20 protein-coding genes are annotated in these 24,322 nt (G+C 62.1%); 11 read left to right on the top strand and 9 right to left on the bottom strand.

Translation table 11 applies throughout. The features are described from left to right. Positions 1 to 54: 54 nt before the first annotated feature. Complete coding sequence (locus tag ACYX4P_RS03655) at positions 55 to 1,338, top strand: glycosyltransferase family 4 protein (protein WP_312572653.1); 1,284 nt, start codon at positions 55 to 57, stop codon at positions 1,336 to 1,338. Further along, a complete protein-coding gene (locus ACYX4P_RS03650; protein WP_476070197.1) occupies positions 1,335 to 2,174 on the top strand; it encodes a hypothetical protein in 840 nt (279 codons plus the stop codon). Before ACYX4P_RS03655 ends, ACYX4P_RS03650 begins: the two co-directional genes overlap by 4 nt. Here ACYX4P_RS03650 and ACYX4P_RS03645 read toward each other — a convergent pair. From ACYX4P_RS03645 to ACYX4P_RS03610, 8 genes are all read right to left on the bottom strand, one after another. Further along, positions 2,150 to 2,860: an ABC transporter ATP-binding protein gene (locus ACYX4P_RS03645; protein WP_312572651.1), complete on the bottom strand. Its 711-nt coding sequence runs from the start codon at positions 2,858 to 2,860 to the stop codon at positions 2,150 to 2,152. The two genes, ACYX4P_RS03650 and ACYX4P_RS03645, sit on opposite strands and share 25 nt — an antisense overlap. Continuing rightward, positions 2,857 to 4,026 (bottom strand): KpsE/RkpR family capsule polysaccharide export protein, encoded by a 1,170-nt coding sequence (locus ACYX4P_RS03640; RefSeq protein ID WP_312572650.1) that lies wholly within the window; start codon positions 4,024 to 4,026, stop codon positions 2,857 to 2,859. Before ACYX4P_RS03640 ends, ACYX4P_RS03645 begins: the two co-directional genes overlap by 4 nt. 28 nt (positions 4,027 to 4,054) lie before the next feature. Beyond that, complete coding sequence (locus tag ACYX4P_RS03635; RefSeq protein WP_293827079.1) at positions 4,055 to 4,837, bottom strand: ABC transporter permease; 783 nt, start codon at positions 4,835 to 4,837, stop codon at positions 4,055 to 4,057. Beyond that, positions 4,834 to 6,825 carry a tetratricopeptide repeat protein gene (locus tag ACYX4P_RS03630; RefSeq protein WP_476070196.1) on the bottom strand — a complete coding sequence of 664 codons (1,992 nt, stop codon included), beginning with the start codon at positions 6,823 to 6,825 and terminating at the stop codon, positions 4,834 to 4,836. Before ACYX4P_RS03630 ends, ACYX4P_RS03635 begins: the two co-directional genes overlap by 4 nt. Before the next feature lie 26 nt (positions 6,826 to 6,851). After that, on the bottom strand, positions 6,852 to 7,757 hold the full coding sequence (locus ACYX4P_RS03625) for an FkbM family methyltransferase (protein ID WP_293827077.1): 906 nt from the start codon (positions 7,755 to 7,757) through the stop codon (positions 6,852 to 6,854). Beyond that, complete coding sequence (locus ACYX4P_RS03620) at positions 7,754 to 8,965, bottom strand: glycosyltransferase (RefSeq protein WP_293827076.1); 1,212 nt, start codon at positions 8,963 to 8,965, stop codon at positions 7,754 to 7,756. The genes ACYX4P_RS03625 and ACYX4P_RS03620 overlap by 4 nt, the downstream gene beginning before the upstream one ends. Before the next feature lie 92 nt (positions 8,966 to 9,057). Continuing rightward, complete coding sequence (locus ACYX4P_RS03615) at positions 9,058 to 10,392, bottom strand: glycosyltransferase family protein (RefSeq protein WP_312572702.1); 1,335 nt, start codon at positions 10,390 to 10,392, stop codon at positions 9,058 to 9,060. Further along, positions 10,385 to 11,575, bottom strand: coding sequence for a hypothetical protein (locus tag ACYX4P_RS03610; RefSeq protein WP_312572700.1), 1,191 nt, complete (start codon positions 11,573 to 11,575; stop codon positions 10,385 to 10,387). The genes ACYX4P_RS03615 and ACYX4P_RS03610 overlap by 8 nt, the downstream gene beginning before the upstream one ends. Before the next feature lie 190 nt (positions 11,576 to 11,765). On the opposite strand from ACYX4P_RS03610, the gene ACYX4P_RS03605 reads away from it, so the two are divergent. Genes ACYX4P_RS03605 through ACYX4P_RS03595 form a run of 3 tightly spaced genes read left to right on the top strand, consistent with a single transcriptional unit; the run spans position 11,766 to position 14,446 of the window. Then, positions 11,766 to 12,698, top strand: a complete 933-nt coding sequence (locus ACYX4P_RS03605) for a GDP-mannose 4,6-dehydratase (protein WP_476070195.1) — start codon at positions 11,766 to 11,768, stop codon at positions 12,696 to 12,698. 22 nt (positions 12,699 to 12,720) lie between these two features. Then, positions 12,721 to 13,335 carry an acetyltransferase gene (locus ACYX4P_RS03600; RefSeq protein WP_293827095.1) on the top strand — a complete coding sequence of 205 codons (615 nt, stop codon included), beginning with the start codon at positions 12,721 to 12,723 and terminating at the stop codon, positions 13,333 to 13,335. A gap of 4 nt (positions 13,336 to 13,339) precedes the next feature. Beyond that, on the top strand, positions 13,340 to 14,446 hold the full coding sequence (locus ACYX4P_RS03595) for a DegT/DnrJ/EryC1/StrS family aminotransferase (protein ID WP_312572698.1): 1,107 nt from the start codon (positions 13,340 to 13,342) through the stop codon (positions 14,444 to 14,446). 14 nt (positions 14,447 to 14,460) lie between these two features. Here ACYX4P_RS03595 and putA read toward each other — a convergent pair whose 3' ends face one another. Next, positions 14,461 to 17,592, bottom strand: coding sequence for a bifunctional proline dehydrogenase/L-glutamate gamma-semialdehyde dehydrogenase PutA (gene putA, locus ACYX4P_RS03590; RefSeq protein ID WP_476070194.1), 3,132 nt, complete (start codon positions 17,590 to 17,592; stop codon positions 14,461 to 14,463). Between the two features lie 109 nt (positions 17,593 to 17,701). On the opposite strand from putA, the gene ACYX4P_RS03585 reads away from it, so the two are divergent. The 6 genes from ACYX4P_RS03585 to ACYX4P_RS03560 all read left to right on the top strand — a co-directional run bounded on the left by ACYX4P_RS03585 (position 17,702) and on the right by ACYX4P_RS03560 (position 24,301). Then, on the top strand, positions 17,702 to 18,163 hold the full coding sequence (locus tag ACYX4P_RS03585; RefSeq protein WP_039243792.1) for an Lrp/AsnC ligand binding domain-containing protein: 462 nt from the start codon (positions 17,702 to 17,704) through the stop codon (positions 18,161 to 18,163). Between the two features lie 114 nt (positions 18,164 to 18,277). Then, a complete protein-coding gene (locus tag ACYX4P_RS03580; protein WP_312572731.1) occupies positions 18,278 to 20,494 on the top strand; it encodes an AGE family epimerase/isomerase in 2,217 nt (738 codons plus the stop codon). A 92-nt stretch (positions 20,495 to 20,586) separates the two neighbouring features. Next, positions 20,587 to 21,672 (top strand): glycosyltransferase family 4 protein, encoded by a 1,086-nt coding sequence (locus ACYX4P_RS03575; RefSeq protein ID WP_312572733.1) that lies wholly within the window; start codon positions 20,587 to 20,589, stop codon positions 21,670 to 21,672. Between the two features lie 40 nt (positions 21,673 to 21,712). Then, positions 21,713 to 23,212: a phosphomannomutase/phosphoglucomutase gene (locus tag ACYX4P_RS03570; protein WP_312572735.1), complete on the top strand. Its 1,500-nt coding sequence runs from the start codon at positions 21,713 to 21,715 to the stop codon at positions 23,210 to 23,212. 85 nt (positions 23,213 to 23,297) lie between these two features. Then, positions 23,298 to 23,561, top strand: coding sequence for a DUF6894 family protein (locus tag ACYX4P_RS03565; protein ID WP_312572737.1), 264 nt, complete (start codon positions 23,298 to 23,300; stop codon positions 23,559 to 23,561). Further along, the gene (locus tag ACYX4P_RS03560; RefSeq protein ID WP_312083761.1) at positions 23,558 to 24,301 is read left to right on the top strand and encodes a Crp/Fnr family transcriptional regulator; all 744 of its coding nucleotides are present in this window, start codon (positions 23,558 to 23,560) and stop codon (positions 24,299 to 24,301) included. Before ACYX4P_RS03565 ends, ACYX4P_RS03560 begins: the two co-directional genes overlap by 4 nt. Positions 24,302 to 24,322: the final 21 nt, after the last annotated feature.

Below are 24,322 nucleotides of genomic sequence, written 5' to 3'. Positions count from 1 at the left end.
TGATGTAAGGGCCTTTCCTATCGCGTTTTGCGGGGGAATAAGTGGAGAGGTTTCATGACTCGGGCCTGTATCGACGGCTGGAACCTTTCGCTCGCGAAGGGGTCGGGCATCGCCACCTATGGAAGGAACCTGGCCGAGGCCCTCGCGGGCGTCGGCGTAGAGGTTGAACTCCTCCACGGCCCAGTAATGGCATCGACAGCGAATGCACTGCTTAGCGAGGTCGCACTGACGGACGCTCGCCGTTCCAGTCGAAAGGCGGGGCTCCCTAGAGCTCTTTCGACGATTCTGTCCCGCTTTGGCCGTGTGGCTCGGCCTGTGCGAGAAGGCGGTATGATTATCGGCCGCGACGACGCCTTGCCGATCCGTCGCCGTTGGACGGCGCACGACCTGTTTTCGACCGCCAACCGAGCCCACGACGTATATGGGACCTTCACGCCCTTGGGATTCCGAAGGACTGACGATGACCATGGAACGCCGGACATCATGCACTGGACCACGCCGCTGCCCCTGTACGCCCGGCGCGCCGCCAATGTTTACACCGTTCACGACCTGATCCCGCTGAAGCTGCCGCACACCACGCTGGACAACAAGAAACGGTATCATGACCTGATGACGTCCGTCGTGCGCAGGGCCGACCTTGTGCTGGCCGTATCGGAGACGACCCGGCAGGATCTCATCGCTATGCTCGGCGCCGACGAACGTAAGGTTGTCACCACCTATCAGGCCGTCACATCGCCCAGGGGCGAACAGAAATCGACGGATTATCTGGCGAACGAATTGGCGACGCTTCACGGCCTAGAATTCAAGGGATATTTCCTCTTCTTCGGCGCGGTGGAGCCCAAGAAGAATGTTTCCCGTCTGATTCAGGCCTACCTAGAAAGCCGCATCGCCACGCCTCTCGTGGTCGTGGCGGGACGTGACTGGCTCGCGCAGGAAGATCTCGCCCTGCTGTCCCATGCCTCGGAAAGCGCCAGCGGCGTCAAGCGTATTGATTACCTGCCGGCCGCTCTGTTGCGGAATCTGATCCGTGGCGCGAAGGCGACGTTGTTTCCATCCCTTTACGAGGGGTTCGGCCTGCCCATCCTCGAATCCATGATGGCCGGCACCGCCGTCATAACCGCCAATGTCTCGGCGACGGCGGAGGTCGCGGGGGAGGCGGCCCTGACGGTCGATCCTCGCAGCATCGAGGCTATCCGCGCGGCGATCGTCGCGCTGGACAGCGATGATGACAAACGCGTCGCCCTGGAGGCCGCTGGACGTCTGCGGGCCGACGCCTTTTCCCTTGAAGCCTACCAGGGCCGGTTGCGGCTGGCCTACCAAACCCTTGGATTTTCATGACGCCTCTCGCCCTCTCGACTGACCCGTCGCGTGGCGTCGGTATTCTAGTCACGCCCGGCGCCGACAGCGACGCATGGCTTTCAAAGGCCCGCACGTTTCAGGAGGAGTCGCCGAACAGGACGGTTCGGATCAGCGTGTCGGTGGACGAAGCCCTGACGATGGATGTGTGCGACTGGCTTGTCGTCCTGACCGAAGCGCCGGCAGCGGCGCCTGAGTTTCGCGCAAACCAGACGCGGGACCTGTCTCGGCTGTTCTCGCGATCTGCCGAAAGGGGCGCTGCCTGCAGCGTTATGGGCGCTGGTGGCGGCTCGGGGTCTGTAAAGTCCGCCGAAGATGCGCTCCTACGGAGCGGTCAGGCGTCGCCTCGCCCCCCGACGGGGCCGGTTCAGGCGCTGGAACTATTCGGCACCGCCGCCACTGCGACGCCCATTGACTTCGAACTGTTGCGGTTAAATGAGCGTCGGCTGCACGCCGATGAGGCCTTTGCCACGTTCGACCTGACCGGCCGCCCCGACGTTTTAGCGTGGGGTCCGCACATGACCCTTCCTCCTGGGCCGTGGCGGCTGTCCATCCGCTTCGATGTGGACCGGGCCGCAGCGGCTCAAAGTCTGGCTTTCGAGTGGGGCGATCTGGAGAGGCATGAGCGTCACGAAGTGTCGCTGGGCCGCGCGGGGCGGTACGACATCGCCTTGGACAGGAATTGGGACGCCGCCGCCATCGCCGAGTTTCGCGTGTCGGCCGCCCATGCCGTCTTTGCCGGCAGGATGCGGTTGATTTCGGTAGAGATCGGCCGGACGCCAAACGAAAGGCCTCAGGCGGCTCTCAGCCAGCTGTAGACATCGATGGCCTCGGCGACGTCGTCGAAGAACTTCACCTGCCCGCTTTCGATAATCAGCGCGCTGGAACAGACACTGGCGACGGAGTTCATGTCATGGGACGCCATGATGAACGCGCGATCTGCGCGGCGCGTGAATAACTCGTCGGCGCATTTGGCGGCGAAACGCGCGTCGCCCACCGCAATCAGTTCATCGATCAGGTAGCAGTCGAAATCGATCGCCAGTGAAAGGCCGAACGCCAGACGCGCCCGCATGCCCGACGAATAGTGTTTCACCGGCTGTTTCAGCGCCAGACCCAGTTCGGCAAAATTCTCGACGCGCTCCAGCACCGTGTCGTAGTTGGCGGCGTAGACGCGCGAGAGGAAGCGGATGTTGTCCAGCCCGCTGAGGCTGCCTTGAAATCCGCCGCCAAAGCCGATGGGCCAGGATGGTCGAACCTTCCAGGTCAGTTCCCCCTCCGACATCGGCAGCACGCCACCAAGGATCTTGATGAAGGTCGATTTGCCCTGGCCGTTTCGCCCGAGAATCGCTAGACGGTCGCCCCGTTTTAAATCGAAGTCGAGATCACGAAACAGCCAGCGCTCTCCTGCGCCATGACTGGCGGGAAAGGCCTTACCCAGACCGCGCACATCCAGCGCCACTGGTTGAGGCGCAGGGACTGTCTCTGGCACGGAAACCGCCGTCATCCCTGATTGTGTTCTTTAAGGCCGGCGACCACTAGGAAGGCCGTGCCGTACAGTATCAGCAGACTGGCGAACACGGTCAGAATCGCCAGCAGCCGCTTTGGCTGAGACGAATCGGTCGGTAGGTTGGGACGCACGACGCGCTCAAGATAAAGGCGTTGGCTGCGAGCTTCCGATTCCGAACGGTCCAGCATCGCCCTAGCTGACCCCAGTGCCTTGTCGGCGTACTCGCGATCCAACGCGAGAGCCTCGTAGGTTTCGAGCTTGGGCGCAAGCGAGTCAGCAGCGCCCGCCATCTTGGCCTGTTCGGCCGCGATCTGTCTTTCGAAGGCGGCGATACGGCTGTCAAGCGCGGCCAGTTGCGGGCTCTGCGGCGCCTCGGACGACAGTTGCGACCGCTCCGCACGAAGGTTGGCGACCGTACCGCGCAGATTGCCGATCAACTCCATGTTCTCGACCGCAGCCTTGGCCGGGTCGAGCAGACCTTCCCGGTTTCTGAAGGTTGTCAGGCGCACTTGGGCGGCTGTCAGGCGAGCTTCCGCGTCGGCCACGTCGCGACGGGCGTCGCGCACCGCACCTTCATCGGCACGTGTGTTGAGCTGGTTGACCAGGCGCTCTCCTCCGTCGAGCAGCGCGTCGGCCAGAGCCTGAGAATCCTGCGGTCGGAAAGCTCTGACCCGAAGAGTGCTAAGGCCGGTGGACGAGTCGTACCCCACAGTCACGAAGCGTTTCAGTCCTTCATGAAGGCTGTCAAACGACTGTCCTTCCCAAGGACGCGGATAACGCGACAGGTCATCGACGCCGGGACGGCCCAGGATGGCGCGCACATCCAGCTTGCCGCGAAGATCCTCAAGCGCATTGCGCGAGCGTATATACTCATGCACCGCATAAGCGTCCGTCTGGTTCGAGGATAGGCCGACGCCCTGCAGGGCCACACCCAGGCTGGACGGCTGCTCCTGCGCCTTTGAGCGAACCACGAAGCGAGCTTCCGAAGTGTATTGGGGCGAGGCGATCAGCAGATAATAGATGGCCACCAGTACCGTGGGGGCGACCACCACGACCAAGAAGGACAACGGAATTTTTTTGAAGAACCGCCGCCAGGCTGGCTGCTTGTCGGCCTTCTCGGCGTAATCACCGACGCCACTATAGTTCAGAATTGGCTTGTTCATTTCGATTTCCAGAAACGGTTGCGCCGCTTCATTCCATTTCCAGATGATGCTTAGCGCGCGCCAGAAGCACCAGACCGACAAAGTTGAGGGCGACCGCCCAGGCGAAGGCGTATCCGGCGTCGTAGTAGGTCGGCGTGAATTCCCCGAACATCCCGGCGCGCACCATCTCCACCGTATGCGGAATCGGCACCTTTAGCAGAATGTCGCGATAATGCTGGGGCAGCCAGGCCATCATGGTGAAGACGCCGGAAAGCGGGATCATCGCATACTGAAGCACCGGCGAAACGCGTTCGAACAGCTCATAACGAAGCGCGAGGCCCGCGAAGACGAAGCTGATCCCGCACCCCATGAAGGCGAGCAGAAACCAGCCGGAATAGAAGAGCAGCAGGTCGTGAGGCAGATCCACTTGGCGGATCGCCAGCATCGCCAGATAGACGACGAAGAAGGCCATCGTATTGCCGGCGATCTCCAGCCCGCAACGCGACAGATACAGGTGCATCACCTTGACGGGGCGATGGTAGAGCAGGCCACCGTTGGCCTGGAGCGCGTTCATGTTCGCGCCGACCAGATGCCGCAGCAGCAGAAGGCACATATAGCCTGTCATGATGAATGGGGCGATCCGCACGCCATGCTCGTAAGCCGGCTTGATGAGCGACCACATAATGATGACGCCGAAGCAGAACAGCAGCGGCTCGCCGATCAGCCACAGCAACCCCAGTCCCTGACGGCCATAACGCGTGACCGTCTCGCGCATCATCAGGGCGCCGATGATCCGGATGTGCGACCCGAAGGAGTCGTCGGTCGCGATCAAGACGCGTCTCGCAACTCGGACAGGGCGTCAGGATTCTGAGGCCAGTAACGCAGCGCACGGCGATAATGATCATGTGCGCCTTGGATGTCGCCGGCGAGCTTGGCCGCATGGCCGAGATGAAGGTGGGCGTCGCTGTTCAGGGGCTCCTGATCCAAGGCCCGCTGATACATCTGTGCGGCTGCTTCGATCTTGCCTTGCTCCTTCAGGGCATGGCCGATCTGGATCATCAATCGCGCGTCCCAAGGACGATCTCGAAGCAGGCTGCGATACCGTGCTTCGGCTGCATCCCATTTGTGCTCGGCGAAGGCTGACTGCGCCCAGCGCAAACGTTTTCGGTAGAACCAGCGATCCAGTCTCGTATCGGTCTTTCGTGCTTTCAGACGCGCTGGGCCTGACTCTGGAATCGCAAAGCCGAGATCGCCCAAGCCGTCCTTGGCGGGACCGAAGTCGGGATTCATCGCCAGTGCGGCGCCGAAGACTTCGGCGGCCAGATCACGGTCGCCGATGTTTTTCAAAAGGTGGGCTAGGTGAAGACAGGTATCTTCATCAGAAGGCGACAGGGCCAGTGATCGAAAATAAGCCGCTTTGGCCCCATCGAAATCACCGCTCTCTTTTAGAGCATGCCCATATTGCTTCCAGGCCGAGGCTTTCCTAGGGTGTGCTGCAGTATAGGCCGCATACGCCTCGCGCGCGCGGGGCCAGTCACGATCCGCTTTCGCCTGGCGAGCCTCGGCCAGCATTGCAGCGGCGTCGGCCTTGGTGGGCGATGTCTCTGTAGCAGCCACAGGAAGCGATGCGGCGGATGAAGCCTCCCCGACAGTCTCGGCGGAAGGAGCGACTGTAATGTCTAAAGGAGGAGCGACAGGGGGGGGCAAAGGCTGTTTGCCGGCCGAAGCGCTGCGGACCGCCCGTCTGTGACGCGCGGCGACCGCTTGTAATTCAATTTCCAAGGCATCGCGTTCCGCACTCAAGGCTTGGATGCGGGCGATATCCTGGATGCGCCGCCGCTGCACAGCCGCCCCCTTCCGCTGCTCCTCCAACAGGACGCTTCGTACGCGACCCAGCTCCGTCATTTCCAGCGCGACCGCGTCCAAGGCCATTATCACGCCATCATAGGCTTTGTCTTGTCGCCCGCCCAACGCCTCGATCGCCTTGTTCAAGGCTCGAATGTCTTTCGCGCCGTCTGTCGATAGACGTGCGAGGGCCTTTCCATACAAATCCGAACTGTGGCCGACAGCTTTGGTCAGCGTCTCAATCCCTTCGTTCAACGCCTGAATGCCCTCAGCGCTCTCGGTCGCCACACGGTCAAGAGCCTTTTGGGATACGCCCGCATTGTCTCCGACGACGGCTCTCAGGCTCTCGATCGCCTTGTTCAACCTTTGAATGCCCTGAGCGCTCTCGGTCGCCACGCGTTCAAGAGCCTTTCGGGACACACCCGCATTGTCTCCGACGACGGCTGTCAGGCTCTCGATCGCCTTGTTCAACCTTTGAATGCCCTCAGCGCTCTCGGTCGCCACGCGTTCAAGAGCCTTTCGGGACACACCCGCATTGTCTCCGACGACGGCTGTCAGGCTCTCGACCGCCTTGTTCAACCTTTGAATGCCCTCAGCGCTCTCGGTAGCCACGCGTTCAAGAGCCTTTTGGGATACGCCCGCATTGTCTTCGACGACGGCTGTCAGGCTCTCGACCGCCTTGTTCAACGCCTGAATGCCGTCAGCGCTTTGGGTGGTCAGATGATCAAGGGCCTTTCGCGATACATCTGAGCTTTCTCCGACGGCGGCTACCAACACTTCGAGATGGCCTTGAGTCGCCGCTTGACGTAGGTCGGCGTTCGCCGTTAGGCCTTCTAGCGCGTGCAGACGCCCTTCTAGAGAGCCTAGGCGGTCAGTTATCTGGCCCAATGCTACGGCCGATGCAGACTGGGACGCAGCGATGCGACGCATCGCATCCGCAGGGTTCGCGCCAGCGGCAGAGTTCTTGTCAATCATATCAATCCCGCAGGCCTAGACGACTACTACGCTTCCCGACCGATCTTGAAAAGCTCTGCCTTTACAGAGTTTCCAGGTCGAGCGAGAAGAATGTTCGCCGTTTCCATCCCCAACAGCGTTACGATGTCACATTCAGATATTGTGCCCGTATGTTCGTCGATCAAAGCAATTTCGGAAAGGCCATGTCTGGCGAAATCCTCGAACCAGTCTTCAGACGAAACGCCGGTCCTGGCCAGATGACTGGCCGCAAATTCGGCGATCACCAAAATGTTTGCTGATTCGCGGCAGACGCGGGTCATGCCCTTAGCGACCTCGTTTTCCCAGCCTTCGGCGTCAATCTTCACCAAGGAAATGACCTGCCCTGGTCTTACAACTTCGTCTAAAGGCGCTACTTGGACTTCTAATGTTCCTAGCTCCGGGCCATCCTGGGCCGCCAGGCTACCGAGCATACTGTTAGAGCCGAAAAAATAGTTCGAGCGGCCAGCCGCTGCGCCTCCCGCCACGACGTGGATGCTGAACCTGTCATAAAAACCATTTGAGACAAGCGTGCGACGCGCAGCTTCCGCGGACCTTGGGTTCGGCTCGACCAGAATCACATGGCCTTCGGGCCCAACATGTCGGGCGAGTTCCACAGCGATCAGGCCTATATGGGCACCGACATCTATCACCACATCTCCAGGTCGCACTGCACGTTTGAGCAGCGTCTGGACCCCGGGCTCGTGGCTGCTGACGCCGTCGGCAAGATGAAGTATGGAGCGAAATTCCTCGGCGCCTACTATAACCCAGCCACTTGAACGCCGGATTGCTACGAAATCGTCGTCAAGCGGGACAATCTGCCGCTGAAGCCCCGCCAAAACCATGTGCTGCAAGTCTGCGAGACGACTTTCGATCAACGAGAGCCGCGCTCCGACAGAAGCATCTTCTGTCGTCATTGAGCGACTTTGCCTGAAATCGCCGCCTCGGAATAGGCCGCCGCCACCTGATTCCAGCCGTACACTGCGATGCGGCTCAGGGAGGCTTTCTGTAATGCAAGCGCCACATCGCGATTTTGTAGCGTCGAAAGGATGAGGTCGCGCAGCTTGCGACTGTCGTTCGGATCAAAGACGAACTCGGCCAGCCCTGGCTCATCCATAACCAGTTCGCGGATATGCGGCCCATCCGCCATCACACAGGGCGTTTCTACGCTAACAGCCTCATAGAAGGGAAAAGGTCCAAGGCCGCCTTCAAAAATGGAGGGATGCACCGCTAGGGCGGCACAGTGATAGAAGGCGGCGTGAACATCGCGTGGCAAGTCTGTCATGGACACAACGTCGCCCACCATTTGGTCATATTCTAGCTGGTTGGGCAAAGGCGTCCAAGTGGCACCGAAATGTAAAGGGGCGGTCGTGAACAACTTCAGACTGCGACGTTCTTCTCGCAAGATCATACGCACTGATTCCGCCACTAGGCGGATGTTTTTGGTCACACGATCCTGCGTGGAAACGGCGATGTAATCCACTTCCTCGAAAGGGAAATCCGCTAGCTGGGACCAGCCACGTTCGATCGCGTGAGATCTTAGAAGGTTAGCGGCGACCGATCGACTATTCGCCGTCACCCCATTGTGCGCGTAAGTTGCCAGATGCGAGAGATTGGGCGGCGCATGCGGAACGACGTGTATCTTGTCCCTAGGCACGCCGAACAGCCGCCCAGCCTGCTCATCCGCTACGTGATTCGAAAAGGTCACGACCCGATCAGAACCATTTAACAGTGACTGCACCTGCTGCCGCCACCTCAGATGATAGCCGTTCGGGCCCCATGCTCCAGGATCCGGCACAGGAAAGGCTACAGGTATGCCATCTGGAAAGATCGTGGCCACCGGAGCGTCCAACAGCAGAGCATGACGGAAATAGGGAAAGAGGACAATCCATCCATCGACCTTCACAGATGCGTTGGCGAATTTGGCCTGCCCCTCAAAATCGTCCGCAGCCAGCTTCATCTCCGGTGGCGGAGAGTGCAGGACGTAATCCACGCCCTCCACGGCTTGGAGGGCAGCTAGATCTTGGCGGGCCTCGGCGCGGACCCCGTCCGGCAGAACAACGTGAAACACATAAGTCTGCCCCTTGGCGACGCCTTCAATCAAGAAACCGAGAAGCCGGGTCATGCCCTCGTTAGCCCATCGCGCACCAACCGGCCACTCCGTCCATACGCCGACCGGAACGCGGGCGCCATATGGAGCGAGCCTAGACGACGCGCTCATGCTGCGACCGGACCGTCGAAGCCGGCGGCTGCGTCAGCATAGGCTTGAGCCACCGTCGCCCATCCCCGTTTTCGGCGACGCTCATAGGCAGGCCGCTGCAGGTTTACCGCCGCTTCAGGATTTTCCAACACGTTCAAAACAAGCTTACGCATCGCTGGAATATCATAGGGGTCGAAGGTCAGGGGCTCCAACTCGGGAGCCGTTTCCATCAACTCCTTCACATGAGGCCCATTGCCCATAATGCAGGGAGTTCCGACGCTTACCGACTCGTAGAAGGTCAGCGTGCCAACGATGCCCTCATAGAAAGTCGGGTGGATGGTGAGGGAAGCACAGTGGAAGAGCGCCGCATGAACATCGCGCGGCACGTCTGGCATTGAGACGATGTCATGCTGCATCTGGTGATCCGCGACTAGGCCGGGGAACAAGGTCCAGTTCGCACCGTAGTGCAGAGGTGCCGTCGTAAACAACTTCAGGTTTCGACGCTCGTCACGAACCAGACGTCGCACGACCTCGGCCGCCCTTCCCACGTTCTTCGTCACCCGGTCTTGGGTCGCCACCATGACGAATTGTGTCTCCTCAAACGGGAATGCGCGTAGATAGTCAAGGCCTCTGGTCGCCGCGTAATCACGTAGGATGTTTGCTGCCAGGCGCTTGGTTTCGGGCGTCTTTTTCCGATCCCTGATAAAAGGAAGGATCGGGGCTAGGTCCGGCGGCGCGTGAGGCACGACTCGGATCAGGCTTTCATCCAACCCAAGCAGCTTCACGCCATGACGACGCGCTACGTGCTTGGAGTGGGCGATCACAGCCTGACCATCGGCCAACGTTTCGCGGGCGATATGCTTCCACTGCACCCATTCACCTTGCGGCCCCCAGTAGTGGTTGTAGTCCCAACCGATAGGGAAATCGTAAGGAATGGCGTCGGGCAGCAACACTGCCTTGCGGCCATTCAGCAGCCGCGAGCCTGTAAAGTGAGGAAAGGTATTGATCCAGCCGGCGACATCGATCCGGGTGTTCGCATAGGCCGCCATCACGGAGGCTATGGCCGACTTCCCTGAAATCAATCCATTCTGTTTCGCCCACTCGGCTTCGAATTCTGCAGTCGGCTCATCGACTATCCAGTCAACATTTTCCTTGGCGATCAAGGTGCGCAGGTCGTCACGCACCGTTTCAGCCATACCTCGAGGCACCAGAACGCGGAAGGTATAGTCGCCTGTCTCCGCCCCGCCCTCGATGAGAAAACCGACGATGCGCGAGATTCCCTCGTTGGCCCACCGGGCCCCGGGAGGCAGTTCGCTCCAGATGCCGATCTCCGTCCTATTCCCGTCACGCACCGGCAGGCCTCCACAGACGTTCAACTACGGAACCCCAGTCACGGGTATCGTCGTCCAGCGATAAGCCGGAGATCGCTACAGGCGCTGCGCTCGACAAGGCCAGCCTAAGGGCGTCTGCGATCAGTCCCGCTTCGGAACGATCGTATAAGAAGGCCTTGACCCCCAGTTCCTGCGCCAACCTTTCAGCTTGCGGGTATCGCAGACCGACGAAAGGCACACCCCTCTGCGATGCGCGAAGAACCCCTTCGGCCTCTCCATCTGCCAAAGCGCTGGACCAGACAAGCTTGGCGCGGGACAGGACACGCGCCAGTTCTCGCTCACCCGAAACCGTTTCGCAGACTACCGACCCAGCCGCTCGACGTGCGCGAGCGGGCGCCGCGGACAACGTCAATTGGCCATCCTCGGGATCGAAGCCGTAGGCCTGCTCGCCGCAAACCGTGATCTGAGCGTCCTCGCCTTCCGCTCTCAGGATACGAACAGCCTCCAGAGCGACGGCCGGATCATGGCCTGCGTAAGGTTCTGCCAGCCACAGCACATCGATCGGCGCATCCACAGAACGCCCAACAAGGTTTTCCGAAGCCGGTTTTAGCTGCGGCGCGAGCACGATGCGATCGCGACGCACGCCAGCATAGCCGGAAATGTCGTCACAGGTTCCAATCTGAGTGGAAAACGCGCACTCCGCCTGACGCCACAGGCGGAAAGCATGATCCTGTCGCCGCCAGAAGATATGGTCGAGGCCCGATGCAAAAGCCGTCGGCACATAGCGCTGCGACAGATCGCGTACGTAATAGGCGACCGGCTTCAGAGGCACGACCGCACCTTGCGCGGCGTCCGCACAGATGATCCAGGCATCGCAATCCACAAAGTTCCAACCCCAATCGCGAGGAAGCGCAACGTCCGGAATGTCGTCGAGACTAGCCTTCAAATCGGGAAACATACGCGCCGCCATGGCGGGCTCGACCCTTTCCCAGCCGAGGTGGCGAACAACGACGCCGCCATCGTCGGTCAGCAGTTCAGCTTCCTTTTTGCGCCAGTCTGCCTCAGCCTCGCGGGGCAAACCTATTGCAATCGTGATTTCGCCACCGTCCGGCGCACGGTTTTGGCGCAGCGATCGCGCCAACTCCTTTGCGCGCCAGCGCCACCCAATATCAGCACGCTCGGGAAGAAGTATCGCGATTTTCAAGGGGTGAGCCTCTTTCCAATGAGAGCGTGGGGATACGTTCCCGTCCCCATCAAAGCAACGAAAAATTCTAATCTCGACAATCAACCGCTTGGCGAAGGCCCCGCCAGCGTCTAGGGAGTCCACGCTTTCATGGAGGGCTTGCGTGCCAAGAGCGTTCATCACCGGGATAACAGGTCAGGACGGCGCCTATTTGGCCGAGTTCCTTCTGGACAAAGGCTATCAGGTTTGGGGTCTGGCGCGGCGTTCCAGCTCGGGCGGCCTGCATCTGGATCGTCTGGAGTGGCTCGGCGTACTCGACCGGATCAATCTGGTGGAAGGCGACCTGGGCGACCTGTCCAGCCTTATGCGCATCGTCGCCGACATCGATCCGGACGAGGTTTACAATCTGGCGGCCCAGTCCTTCGTCGCCACGTCCTGGCAGCAGCCGCACCTGACCGCCAACGTTACTGGCGTGGGCGTGTTGAACGTGCTGGAAGCCCTGCGTCTGCTTAAGAGCGAAGCGCGTTTCTACCAGGCCTCTTCGTCGGAGATGTTTGGTCTGATCCAGCACGAGAAGCAGAGCGAGACCACCCCCTTCTATCCGCGCTCGCCCTATGCCGTCGCCAAGCTCTACGGTCACTGGATCACGGTGAACTACCGCGAAAGCTTCGGCATGCACGCCAGCTCGGGCATCCTGTTCAACCATGAATCCCCTCTGCGTGGGCAGGAGTTCGTCACCCGCAAGGTCACCGACGGCGTGGCCCGGATCAAGCTGGGCCTGTCCAAGGAACTGCGTCTCGGCAACATCGAGGCCCAGCGCGACTGGGGTCACGCACGCGACTATGTCCGCGCCATGTGGATGATGCTGCAGCAGGAAACGGCCGACGACTATGTCGTTGCGACCGGCCAGACCTGGACCGTCAAACATATGGTGGACATCGCCTTCAAGCACGCGGGCCTGTCCGTCGAGGACCACCTTATCATCGATCAGGCCCTGTTCCGCCCGGCCGAGGTCGATATTCTCCTGGGCGATCCCGCCAAGGCTGAGCGCAAGCTGGGCTGGACGCCGACGATTTCCTTGGAAGACATGATCTGCGAGATGGTGGACGCCGACCTCGCACGGTTGACCCAAAAGCACCGTTAAGGAGACGCCCATTCCTCGCTTGGTGGTCATTGGCGCGGGCGGACACGCCAAGGTCGTTGTCGAACTGGCGAGGTCCTGCGGTTTCGAGGTCGTGGGCTGCCTGGACGCGGACGACACGCCGCGCCTCGTCGTCGGCGCGCCTGTGATCGGCAAGGATGACATGGCGGCCTCCTTGCTGTCCGATGGCGTGCGCTTCGCGGCTCTTGGCATCGGAAGAAATCGCGTGCGGGAGCGCATTAGCGTTGAGCTTGAGGCCTTGGGCTTTACCTTGCCTGCCTTGATCAGTCCGAAGGCCGTGGTGTCGCCGTCCGCCGAGGTCGAGCGTGGGGCCATCGTCATGCCTTGCGCGGTCCTGAACGCCGAGTGCCGGATCGGACCGTTCGGCATCGTCAACACGAGTGCGTCCGTCGATCACGACTGCCGCCTCGGCATTGCAGTCCATGTTGCGCCGGGCAGCCGCATCGCCGGCTCCGTCTTCATTGGGGACCGCGCCATGATCGGTGTGGGTTCAGCCGTCGCGCCCGGAGTTACCATCGGCGCCGACGCCACACTGGGCGCTGGCGCCACCGCCATCCACGACATTCCGTCCAATACTATCGCCGTCGGGACCCCCGCGCGCGCAAGAGCAACAAGGTAATATCATGGACCGCATCGCCGTCGCCGTTCCTCGTCTTTCGGACCGCGAGAAAGCCTATGTCAACGAGGCGCTGGACAGCACCTGGATTTCGTCGCGAGGCCCCTTCATCGAGCGTTTCGAGGCGCAAGTCGCCGAGATGGCCGGGACGAAACACGCCATCGCGTGCAATAATGGCACGACGTCGTTGCATCTGGCGATGGTGGGGCTGGATTTGCAGGTGGGCGACGAGGTCATCATGCCCTCGCTGACCTATATCGCTACCGCCAACTGCGTCCGTTACTGCAACGCCACGCCCGTCTTCGTCGATAACGACCCCCGCACCTTCAACATCGACCCCGCCCGGATCGAAGAGGCCATCACGCCCCGGACCAAAGGCATCGTTGTGGTCCACCTCTACGGACAATCGGCCGACATGGGTCCGATCATGGAGATCGCCGACCGCCACGGCCTGTGGGTGATCGAGGACGCAGCGGAAGCGCACGGAGCCCAGTACCGCGGCCGTCCCGTCGGTGGGATCGGTCAATGCGGCAGCTTCAGCTTCTTCGGCAACAAGATCATAACCACCGGCGAAGGCGGGGCGGTCACCACCAATGACGACGCGCTGGCCGCCCGCATGCGCCTGCTACGCAGCCAGGGCATGAGCGCCGAGCGCCGCTACTGGCACCCTATGGTCGGCTTCAACTATCGCATGACCAACCTGACGGCCGCCATTGGCGTGGCGCAGATGGAGCGGATCGCAGACGCCCTGAAACGGCGGGCCGAGATCGCAGCCACCTACGATGACGCGCTGAGCGGGCTGACCGACCTGATCGATCTGCCATTCACGGCGGATGACTGCGTGCATTCCTTCTGGATGTACACGATCCAGCTGAAGCCGAACGGCAAGGTCTCGCGTGACGAAGTGATGGTGAGGCTGGATGCGGACGGCGTCGAGACACGTCCGGTCTTTTATCCGGTGAACGACATGCCGCCCTATTACGATGCGGCCGTGGACGCCCCGAACGCGCGCCACTGCGCCGCCCAAGGCATCAACCTGCCTACCCACGAACTGCTGTCCTCCGACGACATCCTGCGTGTCGCCGAAACGCTCAAGCGCGCGCTGATCGCCTAAATCGTCACCATGTCCTAGAGGTTCAGCAGCGCCGGATCGCCCCCCTGCGCTGCAATATTCACGCTGATCGCCTTCTCCGCCGCGTATCGGATCAGGCTGTTGGGACCGCCCGCCTTCGGGCCGGTGCCCGACAATCCTTCGCCGCCAAAGGGCTGCACGCCGACCACCGCGCCGGTGATCGAGCGGTTGACGTAGACGTTGCCGGCGGGGACCAGGTCGACGACTTCGGCGGCGAAGGCTTCGATGCGGCTGTGGATCCCCAAGGTCAGGCCGTAGCCTCGGGCGGCGAGCTTGCCGGCGACCAACTTCAAGTCGGATGGGGCATAGCGGTAGATGTGCAGGATGGGGCCGAAGACCTCACGCTCCAAGAAGTCGGGCGTCGGGATTTCAGCGATGGTGGGGGCGAACAGGTCGCCCTTTTCGGCGCCCATCGGCAGGGCGGCGCGCGCGACGATCTTCGCTTCCTTCGACAGGCGCTCGACGTGGGCTTCCAGGGCGCGGCGGGATTCGGGATCAATAACGGGGCCGATGTCGGTCTTGGGGTCGGCGGGGTCGGCGACGGTCTGAACCGCGAGCGCGCCCTTCAGGCCCTCGATCAAGGCGTCGGCCGAATCCTTGGGCACATAAAGGATGCGAAGCGCCGAGCAGCGCTGGCCGGCCGAGCCAAAGGCCGACAGGATCACGTCGTCGATGACCTGTTCCTTCAGCGCCGTCGTGTCGATGAACATGCCGTTCAGGCCGCCAGTCTCGGCGATGAAGGGGATGATGGCGCCTGGCCGGGCGGCGATGGATCGGTTGATGGCGGCGGCCGTGTCAGTGCCGCCGGTGAAGGCGAAGCCGTCGATGCCCGGATGGGTGACCAGGGCCGCGCCAACCGTCTCGCCACGCCCGGGAACCAGCGCCAACAGGTCGGGATTCAGGCCGGCCTTGTGATACAGGCGCACGGCCTCGGCGGCGATCAGCGGCGTCTGTTCGGCGGGCTTGGCCAGCACGGCGTTACCGGCGGCGAGCGCTGCGGCGATCTGGCCGGTGAAGATGGCAAGGGGGAAATTCCACGGCGAGATGCAGGCGAAGACGCCCCGTCCATGCAGCAACAGCTGGTTGGTCTCGCCGGTCGGGCCCTTCAGCGTTTCAGGGGCGGTGAAGTCGCGCTCGGCCAGCAGGGCGTAATAGCGGCAGAAGTCGGCGGCCTCGCGCACCTCGGCGACGCCGTCGTTCAGGGTCTTGCCCGCTTCGCGGCTGAGCAGGGCGACCAGCCGGTCCAGATCGGCCTCCAGCGCATCGGCCATGGCGCGCAAGACGATCGCGCGCTTGGCGCCGCCCTGGCGGTCCCATCTGACCTGAGCCTCCGCGGCGGCATGGACGGCGGCGTCGATGTCAGCCGCCTCGGCTTCCGAGACATGGCCCAGCACCTGCGATCGATCGAAGGGATTGGTCACGTCCTGAGCGTTGAGGCCGGCGCGCAGCTTACCGCCGATGATCGGACCGCTGGTCAACTTCTCGCGGTCGACCAGTTCCAGCGCCTTGGCGTGGGCTTCACGGTCGGCGGCCTGAGAGTAATCGCGGCCGAGGGAGTTCTGACGATCGCCGTACATGTCTTTCGGAACCGGAATTTTGGGGTGACGGTCGGGCGCCTGCTCGACCAGGGAAATGGGATCGGCCGCGACGGCCGAGGCAGGCACGCGCTCGTCCAGAAGGGCGTGGACGAAGGAGGAGTTGGCGCCGTTTTCTAGTAGACGCCGCACCAGATAGGGCAGCAACTCCTCGTGTCCGCCGACAGGGGCGTAGGCGCGCACGATGACGGTCTCGTCGGCCCATGCCTCGTGCGCCGCGTCATAAAGCGCCTCGCCCATGCCGTGCAGACGCTGATGCTCGACCGTGACGCCGTGATCGCGGGCCATACGCCGCACGGCCGCCAGGGTGTGGGCGTTGTGGCTAGCGAACTGGGAATAGAGGACCGGCGCGGCCTCGATCATGGCCTTGGCGCAGACCAGGTAGTTCAGATCGGTCGCCGCCTTTGTCGTATAGACGGGATAGTCGGTGCGGCCGAACACCTGAGCGCGCTTGATCTCGGTGTCCCAATAGGCGCCCTTGACCAGGCGCACCATCAGACGACGGCCCGAGCGGCGAGCAAGGTCGGCGACGCGTTCGATCGTCTCAAAACCACGTTTCTGATAGGCTTGAACCGCCAGACCGAGGCCTGTCCAGCCGCCCAGCGAAGGCTCGTGCGCCAGCCGGTCCAGCAGCTTGAGCGACAGGGCCAAACGGTCCGCCTCCTCGGCGTCCATCGTATAGTTGATGTCGTATTTGGCCGCGATCTGGGCCAGGCGCAGGATGCGGGGATACAGGGTCGCCCAGACGTCATCCTCGTGCGTCGCCTCATAGCGGGGCGACAGGGCCGACAGTTTCACCGAGACGCCGTGGCCGTGTTCAGGTCCCTGGCTCTTCGACGTCTTGCCCACCGCCTCGATGGCGTCGGCGTAGATTTTCTCATAGCGGTCCGCGTCAGCCATGGTCCGGGCGCCCTCGCCCAGCATGTCGAAGCTGCACAGCCAGCCTTCCTTGTTCGACCGCTTCAGCGCGCCCTGGATGGTGCGGCCGACGACGAACTGCTCGCCCATGATCTTGACGGCGGTGGCCACGGCCTGACGGATGACCGGCTCACCCAATCGGCCGGCGATCCGCTTCAGGAAACCGGGCAGGTCGGTGCGCGCTTCGTCATCCACATCGACCAGCTTGCCGGTCAGCATCAGACCCCAGGTCGAAGCGTTGACGAACAGGCTGTCCGACTGACCTAGGTGGGCGGCCCAGTCGGCCGAGCCGATCTTCTCGGCGATCAGGCGATCACGGGTGTCCTCGTCCGGCACGCGCAGCAGGGCCTCGGCCAGGCACATCAGGGCCAGACCTTCGCGGGTGCCCAGCGAGAATTGTTGCAAGAAGCTTTCGACGACCCCCTGTTTTTTCTGGCTGCGGCGGGCGTGTTCAACCAGGGCCGTCGCCTCGGCAACCACATCGGCCCGTTCGGTTGCATCCAGGGGCATGCGCGCCAGATTGGCGGCGACGGCCTCACGCTCGTCGCGGAACTTATGTGCATCCAGACCGTCCCAGGCGGCCAGGCTCGAAGGCATGAAGGCGGGCGTGGTCATCGGCGACAAATCCTGTGGATTTCAGCCGTATATGCCGGAGTTCATTGAAGGTGCTTCGTATGATATGAACTGATGCCGAAGATCGTTCGGTGCAGTCTCGTGATTTCCGATGATCGATATCGACGCCGTTGACCGCCGCATTCTGCGGGTGCTTCAGACCGACGCCCGCATCTCCAACGCCGAGCTGGCGCGACGCTGCAACCTGTCGCCCGCCGCCTGTTTCGAACGGGTCAAACGGCTGCGGGAAAAGAAGATTATCACCGGCTACGCGGCCATGATCGACCCGGCCCAGGTCGGCCGAGACCTGCTGATCTTCGTCGAGGTCCTGCTAGACCGCACCACCGGCGACGTCTTCGAAGCCTTCGCCGCCGCCGTTCGCAGTCAGCCGGAGGTGCTGGAGTGCCACATGGTCGCCGGCGGCTTCGACTATCTGATTAAAGCCCGCGTCGGCGACATGGACGCCTACCGCGCCTTCCTGGGCGACGTTCTGGTGCGGATGCCGGGCGTGCGGGAAACGCGGACTTATGCGGTGCTGGAAGAGGTCAAATCGACGACAGTTCTGCCGCTGTGACTGGAAGCGTCAAACCAAGTGACGGGTCGCACAACTCTGGCGCATTCAATAGGTGACGCGACAGCAAAGCTCGCGTAGTAGGCGGTTCGGTCAAGAAATGGCAGCTTTAAGAATATGGCAACGCTTTACCCGGTCATCATGTGCGGCGGTTCAGGTACACGGTTGTGGCCAGCGTCACGGCCTTCCCTGCCGAAGCAATTCATCCCGCTGGCGGGAAACCGGTCACTGTTTCAAGAGACGGCCGAACGCGTGATGTCTTTGGCGGCGGGCGCTGACCTCATCGTCGTCGCTGGGCTATCGCATCGCGATGCCATTCAGTCCCAACTTGACGAGATCGGGATATCGGCAATCGTAATCTTGGAACCTGAAGGTCGGGATTCTGCAGCCGCTATGGCCGCTGCCGCCCTGTGGACGGCCCGCAGGGATCCTGACGCGATCAACCTGTTTGTCGCTTCTGATCACCATATCCCCCACGGAGAAGATTTCAGGGACGCGGTTCGCGAAGCCGTTGTCGGCGCTGAGAACGGACGTATCGTCACTTTGGGCGTCGTGCCGACCGAACCGTCGTCGGCCTACGGATATATTGCGCCAGAGGGCCCTGGCTTGTCGGCAGTCGCCGCTTTTGTTGAAAAGCCCGATGCTACGACGGCGCAGCGCTATATCTCCGAGGGGTATCTCTGGAACAGCGGCAACTTTATTGTCCAGTCCAAGGTCCTCGTTCAAGAAATAACAGAGCGCGCCGCCGCCGTTGCGGAAGCCGTAGAGGGCGCGTTGGAAAGCGCCGTGCAGGATGACGCATGCATCCTGCTGGGCTCGGAGTTCAAACTGGCTCCGAAAATCTCGATAGATTATGCGGTAATGGAAAAAACCAGTCTCGCTGCGGTGCTGCCGGTACGTTTCGCTTGGACTGACCTCGGCGCTTGGGATTCCGTGCACGCCTCGGGCGAGGGCAATGTCGGCCTGCATGTCTTGGAGGACTCAGAGGCCTGTCTGATCAGAGCCTGCGATGGCGTAATGGTCGCCGCAATTGGCTTGCGGGACGTCGGAATTGTCGTAGAGCGCGATGCGGTCCTGGTGACCGATCTGAGAAAAAGCCAAGATGTGAAGAAGGTTGTTGATCGCCTTCGAAACCTCTCTCCTCAACATTTGGACTTTCCGCCCCTTCCGGAGCCGGAAGGATTGAAGGACGGTGCGGTCAGGTTGACAAACTGGTTGCGGCAGGCCGCGCTGCCGGTTTGGTCCGGTTTGGGCCAAGATGCTACGGGGGCTTTTGAAGAAGTTCTGGCGCTCGACGGCCGCCACGTCTCGGCGCCGCGCCGCGCCCGTGTACAGGCGAGGCAGTTGCAGGTCTATGCAGAAGCAGGATTGCAGGGCTGGCAGGGCCCGTGGAAGGTGGTGATTTCAAAGGGTCTTGAGCGGCTTAGGTCACTCTACCTGCGCCCTGACGGGCTGATGCGGACGCTTCTTGCAGCCGACGGCTCGCCGATGGACGAGACCGCGATGGTTTATGATCAAGCGTTCCTGATCTTCGCTCTCGCACGCGCGTCGGTCGCAACCGGCGACCCTGCGCTGGAAGTCGATGCGGCTGCCGTCAGAGAGGAAATACTTAAGCGGGCGGATGCTGTCGGCGGCGTAATGGAAAGCGGGGCCCACCCTTATCAATCAAACGCGCACATGCATCTGTTGGAGTCCGCGCTCGCCTGGGAAGAAGCAAACGGCGACGCGGCATGGGGGCGTCTCGCTGACCGCATCGTAGACCTCGCTCGAACCCGATTCATTGATCCCCAGTCCGGATACCTGCTGGAATTCTTCCAGAAGGACTGGTCTCCGGCTGCAGGAGAAGACGGGCGCTTGGTCGAGCCGGGACATCAGTTTGAGTGGGCTTGGCTATTTGCACGGCATGGCCGCAACAGGCGCGATGAATCCGTCATTGCGGACGCCTGGAGACTTTATGAAGCGGGCCTGAAGGGTATCGACAGGAAGCGCAATATCGCCATAGACGCCATGAACACCGACGGAAGCGTAAGGAGCGGCAGATCCAGGCTCTGGCCCCAAACCGAATGGCTCAAGGCCTCTCTTATACTGGCGTCGTTAAGTGACGACGGCAGACGCGTTCAATGTTTGGAACAGGCCGCCAATGCGCAGCGCGCGCTTTGGAAATATCTCACGCCGCAAGGACTTTGGCACGACAAGCTCCTTGCCACTGGCGAGTTCATCGACGAGCCGGCTCCTGCCAGTTCCTTCTATCACATCATGGCCGCTTACGTTCAGGCGAAAGAAACCCTGACCGTAATGGAGCCTGATATAGCTCCGCCCTTGAGGCTGCTATAGGAGCCTTAGACATCGGAGATTGTCTCGCCTTCGTCATTCGAACCGTCTAGAAGTTCCACCCTTACTCAACGGCTCAGGGTCCGCCCGCCTCAATGCGCATCGTTCTGGCCACCGACGCCTGGGAACCTCAGGTCAATGGCGTCGTCCGCACCCTGACGCGCACCGTCGCGGAATGCCGCGGCATGGGCCATGAGGTCGAGGTCATCGAACCCAGCCTGTTCAAGACCATCCCCTGCCCCACCTATCCGGAAATCCGGCTGGCGCTCGGAGCCGAGGAAGAAATCCGCGAGATGCTGCGGGCCTTTGAACCCGAGGCCGTCCATATCGCAACCGAGGGACCAATCGGCATCGCCACGCGCCGCATCTGCGTCGAGTGGAAGCTGCCGTTTACGACAAGCTACCACACAAAATTCCCCGAATACGTCTCGGCCCGTTTCCCGATCCCGGTCCAGGTCGGCTACGCCTATATGAAATGGTTCCACAAGCCGTCCGGACGGCTGATGGTGGCGACGCCGACCCTGCGCGGCGAGCTGGTCGAGCATGGCTTCAAGAATGTCTCGCCATGGTCGCGGGGCGTGGACACGGATGTGTTCAATCCCGACCTGGAGCGCATCTACCACGAACTCGGCGGCAAGAACTGGCCGCGGCCCTTCTTCCTGAACGTCGGTCGCGTGGCGGTTGAGAAGAACATCGAATCCTTCCTTCAGCTCGACCTACCCGGCACCAAGATTGTGGTCGGCGACGGCCCCGCCCGCGCGGAGCTGCAGGAGAAATATCCAGAGGCGAAGTTTCTGGGCGCCCGGTTCGGCGACGATCTGGCCCGCTGCTTCCGCGACGCCGACGTCTTCGTCTTCCCCAGCTGGACCGACACATTCGGCCTAGTGATCCTGGAAGCCATGGCTGCCGGCACGCCGGTCGCCGCCTATCCGGCCCACGGCCCGATCGACATCATTCCCGGCTCGAACGCCGGGGCGATCAACAGGGATCTCAGGACCGCCTGCCTGGAGTGTCTCGACCTCGACCGCAAAGCCGTCCGAGCTTATGCGGAGAAGTTCAGCTGGCGTGCCTCAGCCGAGCAGTTCGTCGAAAACCTGCAACCCTATCCCGAACCCGAACGCGGTCGCTTCTGGCGCCGCCTGCGCCGCATCGCCCGCATCCGCAATCGCGCCGCAGCCTGATCGGCCGGCAATCCAACCGAGACAACCAAGGACTACAACCATGCTCAAGCCCCGTCAGGACCTGAAGCCGAACACGGCCGCTTATGAAACCCAGGCCTTGGTCAAGCCGACCGGGTTCCGCGAATATGACGCGCGCTGGATCCTGGAAAAGGAGATCAACCTTCTCGGCATTCAAGCGCTGGGCCTTGGCCTGGCCACCTATGTCCATGAAATCGGCATCGCGCCCAAGATCGTCACCGGCCATGACTTTCGTGGCTACAGCCTCAGCGTCAAACAGGCCCTGATACTCGGGCTGCTGGAAGGCGGGATGGAGGTTCTGGATGTCGGCCTGGCCTTGTCGCCCATGGCCTATTTCGGCCAGTTCGAACTGGATGCGCCGTGCGTCGCCATGGTCACCGCCAGCCACAACGAGAATGGCTGGACCGGGGTGAAAATGGGGGCGAACAAGCCCCTGACCTTCGGCCCCGACGAGATGGGCCGCCTGAAAGAAATCGTGCTGAACGGCGAGGGCGTGGCCCGCCCCGGCGGCAAGCTGGTGCGCGTCGAAGACTTCCGCGAAACCTATGTCGCCGACGTGGCCTCAAAGGTACAGATCAAGCGACCGCTGAAGGTCGTCTGCGCCTGCGGCAACGGCACAGCCGGCGCCTTCGCCCCCGACGCCCTGCGCCGGATGGGCGTCGAGGTGATCGAGATGGACACCGACCTCGACTATACCTTCCCGAAATACAATCCGAACCCGGAAGATCACGCCATGCTGGTGCAGATGGCCCAGCGCGTCCGTGAGACGGGCGCCGATCTGGCCCTTGGCTTCGACGGCGACGGCGACCGTTGCGGCGTTGTGGACGATACGGGCGAGGAAATCTTCGCCGACAAGATCGGCCTGATGCTGGCCCGCGACCTGTCCAAGGTCTATCCGGACAGCACCTTTGTGGTCGATGTGAAGTCGACGGGCCTCTACAAGACCGATGCGGTGCTGAAGGCGAACGGCGCCGAGGTCGTCTACTGGAAGACCGGCCACTCCTACATCAAGCGCAAGACCGCCGAACTGGGCGCCTTGGCCGGGTTCGAGAAATCGGGCCACTTCTTCATGGCCGGCGATCTGGGCCACGGCTACGACGACGGCCTGGTCGCGGCGGGCGCCGTTCTGGCCATGCTGGATCGCAATCCGGACAAAAAGCTCAGTGAACTGAAGACTGCGCTGCCGGACGCCTGGACCAGCCTGACCATGTCGCCCCATTGCGACGACGAACTGAAGTACGGCGTGCTGGATCGGATCGTGAAGGAGTACGCCGACCTGGCGGCCTCGGGGGGCGAAATCCTCGGCCGCAAGATCGTCGAGGCCATCACCGTCAACGGCGTGCGGGTGCATCTGGACGACGGTTCGTGGGTGCTGGTCCGCGCCTCGTCCAACAAGCCGGAACTGGTCGTGGTGGTCGAGAGCATGAGGTCCGAGGACGACATGCGCGATCTGTTCCGTAAGGAGATCAAGCCGCGCCTGGCCGCCTATCCCGAAATCGGCGCGTTCAACCAGGAAATCTGATAACGATCAGCTCTCTATGCGACCGGACGCTGAACCAATCGGCGTCCCGGTCGCTTCCTCCCAAACCTCAAGGCGGGAGGACGGATTGCCACGTTATTTTTTCCACACGCAGAACGGCGACTGCGTTCGCGACGACCAGGGCGAAGAGCTGAAGGGCGTGGACGCCGCGCGCGAGGAGGCGGTGGCGGTGCTGGGCGAAATCCTGCGCTATCGCGGGGCCTCCTTCTGGGAGACGCGCGCCTTCAGCGTAATCGTGACGGATGACGACGGCGAGACGGTGGTCAGCATCACCGCTTCGGCGTCGAACGATGCGCCGGACGGTTGGACCCTGTCGGATGGACTTCAGTGACCGCTGCCAGACAAGCCCCACGCGTCAGCACCCTGGTCGACAAACTGTCACTGCGCGACCGGGTGTCGGCCGAGGAGATCGCCGCCCTCGAGGCCGTCCTGGAGGCGCCCAAGACCATCGCCGCCGGCGCAGACATCGTGCGCGAACACACCCGACCGATGCACAGCACCCTGCTGATCTCCGGCTTCTCCGCACGCTATTCGACGCTGGAGGACGGGGCGCGGCAGATCACCGAGATCAATGTGTCCGGCGACTTCATCGACCTGCATAGCCTCCTGATGAAACAGATGGATCATGGCGTCGTGGCCCTGAGCGACTGCGTGATCGCCGAGGCGCCGCACACCGGCCTGATCGACATCACCGAACGCCATCCGCATCTGGCGCGCCTGTTGTGGCTGGACACCATCATCGATGCGGCCATCCATCGCCAGTGGCTGGTGGCCATGGGGCGGCGCAGCGGTTTGGGCCATCTGGCGCATCTGGTGTGCGAGCTCTATCTGCGCCTGCAGGCGGTCGGTCAGACCGGCGAGATGAGGTTCGACCTGCCCCTGACGCAAAGCGTGCTGGGCGATGCGCTGGGTCTATCGTCGGTTCATGTCAGCCGCCTGATCAGCGAACTGAAGGGCGAAGGCCTGGTGAACTGGTCGGGGGGGAGGATCGAAATCTTGGATTGGCGACGCCTGGCCGAGATCGCCGAGTTCGACCCCACCTATCTGCGGCTGCAGAGCGAGCCGGTCTGACCGCTTAACCCATGTTATGGC

It is taken from the genome of Brevundimonas sp. ABV4_179 (genome assembly GCF_056311945.1).
Note: the sequence above shows the minus strand (reverse complement) of the source record. Positions and strands in the feature narration are given on the sequence as shown.

Bases quoted from the DNA above. Each gene is read 5' to 3' on its own strand.
- ACYX4P_RS03655 (WP_312572653.1), top strand. From the start codon at position 55: ATGACTCGGGCCTGTATCGACGGCTGGAACCTTTCGCTCGCGAAGGGG.
- ACYX4P_RS03650 (WP_476070197.1), top strand. From the start codon at position 1,335: ATGACGCCTCTCGCCCTCTCGACTGACCCGTCGCGTGGCGTCGGTATT.
- ACYX4P_RS03645 (WP_312572651.1), bottom strand. From the start codon at position 2,860: ATGACGGCGGTTTCCGTGCCAGAGACAGTCCCTGCGCCTCAACCAGTG.
- ACYX4P_RS03640 (WP_312572650.1), bottom strand. From the start codon at position 4,026: ATGAACAAGCCAATTCTGAACTATAGTGGCGTCGGTGATTACGCCGAG.
- ACYX4P_RS03630 (WP_476070196.1), bottom strand. From the start codon at position 6,825: ATGATTGACAAGAACTCTGCCGCTGGCGCGAACCCTGCGGATGCGATG.
- ACYX4P_RS03625 (WP_293827077.1), bottom strand. From the start codon at position 7,757: ATGACGACAGAAGATGCTTCTGTCGGAGCGCGGCTCTCGTTGATCGAA.
- ACYX4P_RS03620 (WP_293827076.1), bottom strand. From the start codon at position 8,965: ATGACCCGGCTTCTCGGTTTCTTGATTGAAGGCGTCGCCAAGGGGCAG.
- ACYX4P_RS03595 (WP_312572698.1), top strand. From the start codon at position 13,340: ATGGACCGCATCGCCGTCGCCGTTCCTCGTCTTTCGGACCGCGAGAAA.
- putA (WP_476070194.1), bottom strand. From the start codon at position 17,592: ATGACCACGCCCGCCTTCATGCCTTCGAGCCTGGCCGCCTGGGACGGT.
- ACYX4P_RS03585 (WP_039243792.1), top strand. From the start codon at position 17,702: ATGATCGATATCGACGCCGTTGACCGCCGCATTCTGCGGGTGCTTCAG.
- ACYX4P_RS03580 (WP_312572731.1), top strand. From the start codon at position 18,278: ATGGCAACGCTTTACCCGGTCATCATGTGCGGCGGTTCAGGTACACGG.
- ACYX4P_RS03575 (WP_312572733.1), top strand. From the start codon at position 20,587: ATGCGCATCGTTCTGGCCACCGACGCCTGGGAACCTCAGGTCAATGGC.
- ACYX4P_RS03570 (WP_312572735.1), top strand. From the start codon at position 21,713: ATGCTCAAGCCCCGTCAGGACCTGAAGCCGAACACGGCCGCTTATGAA.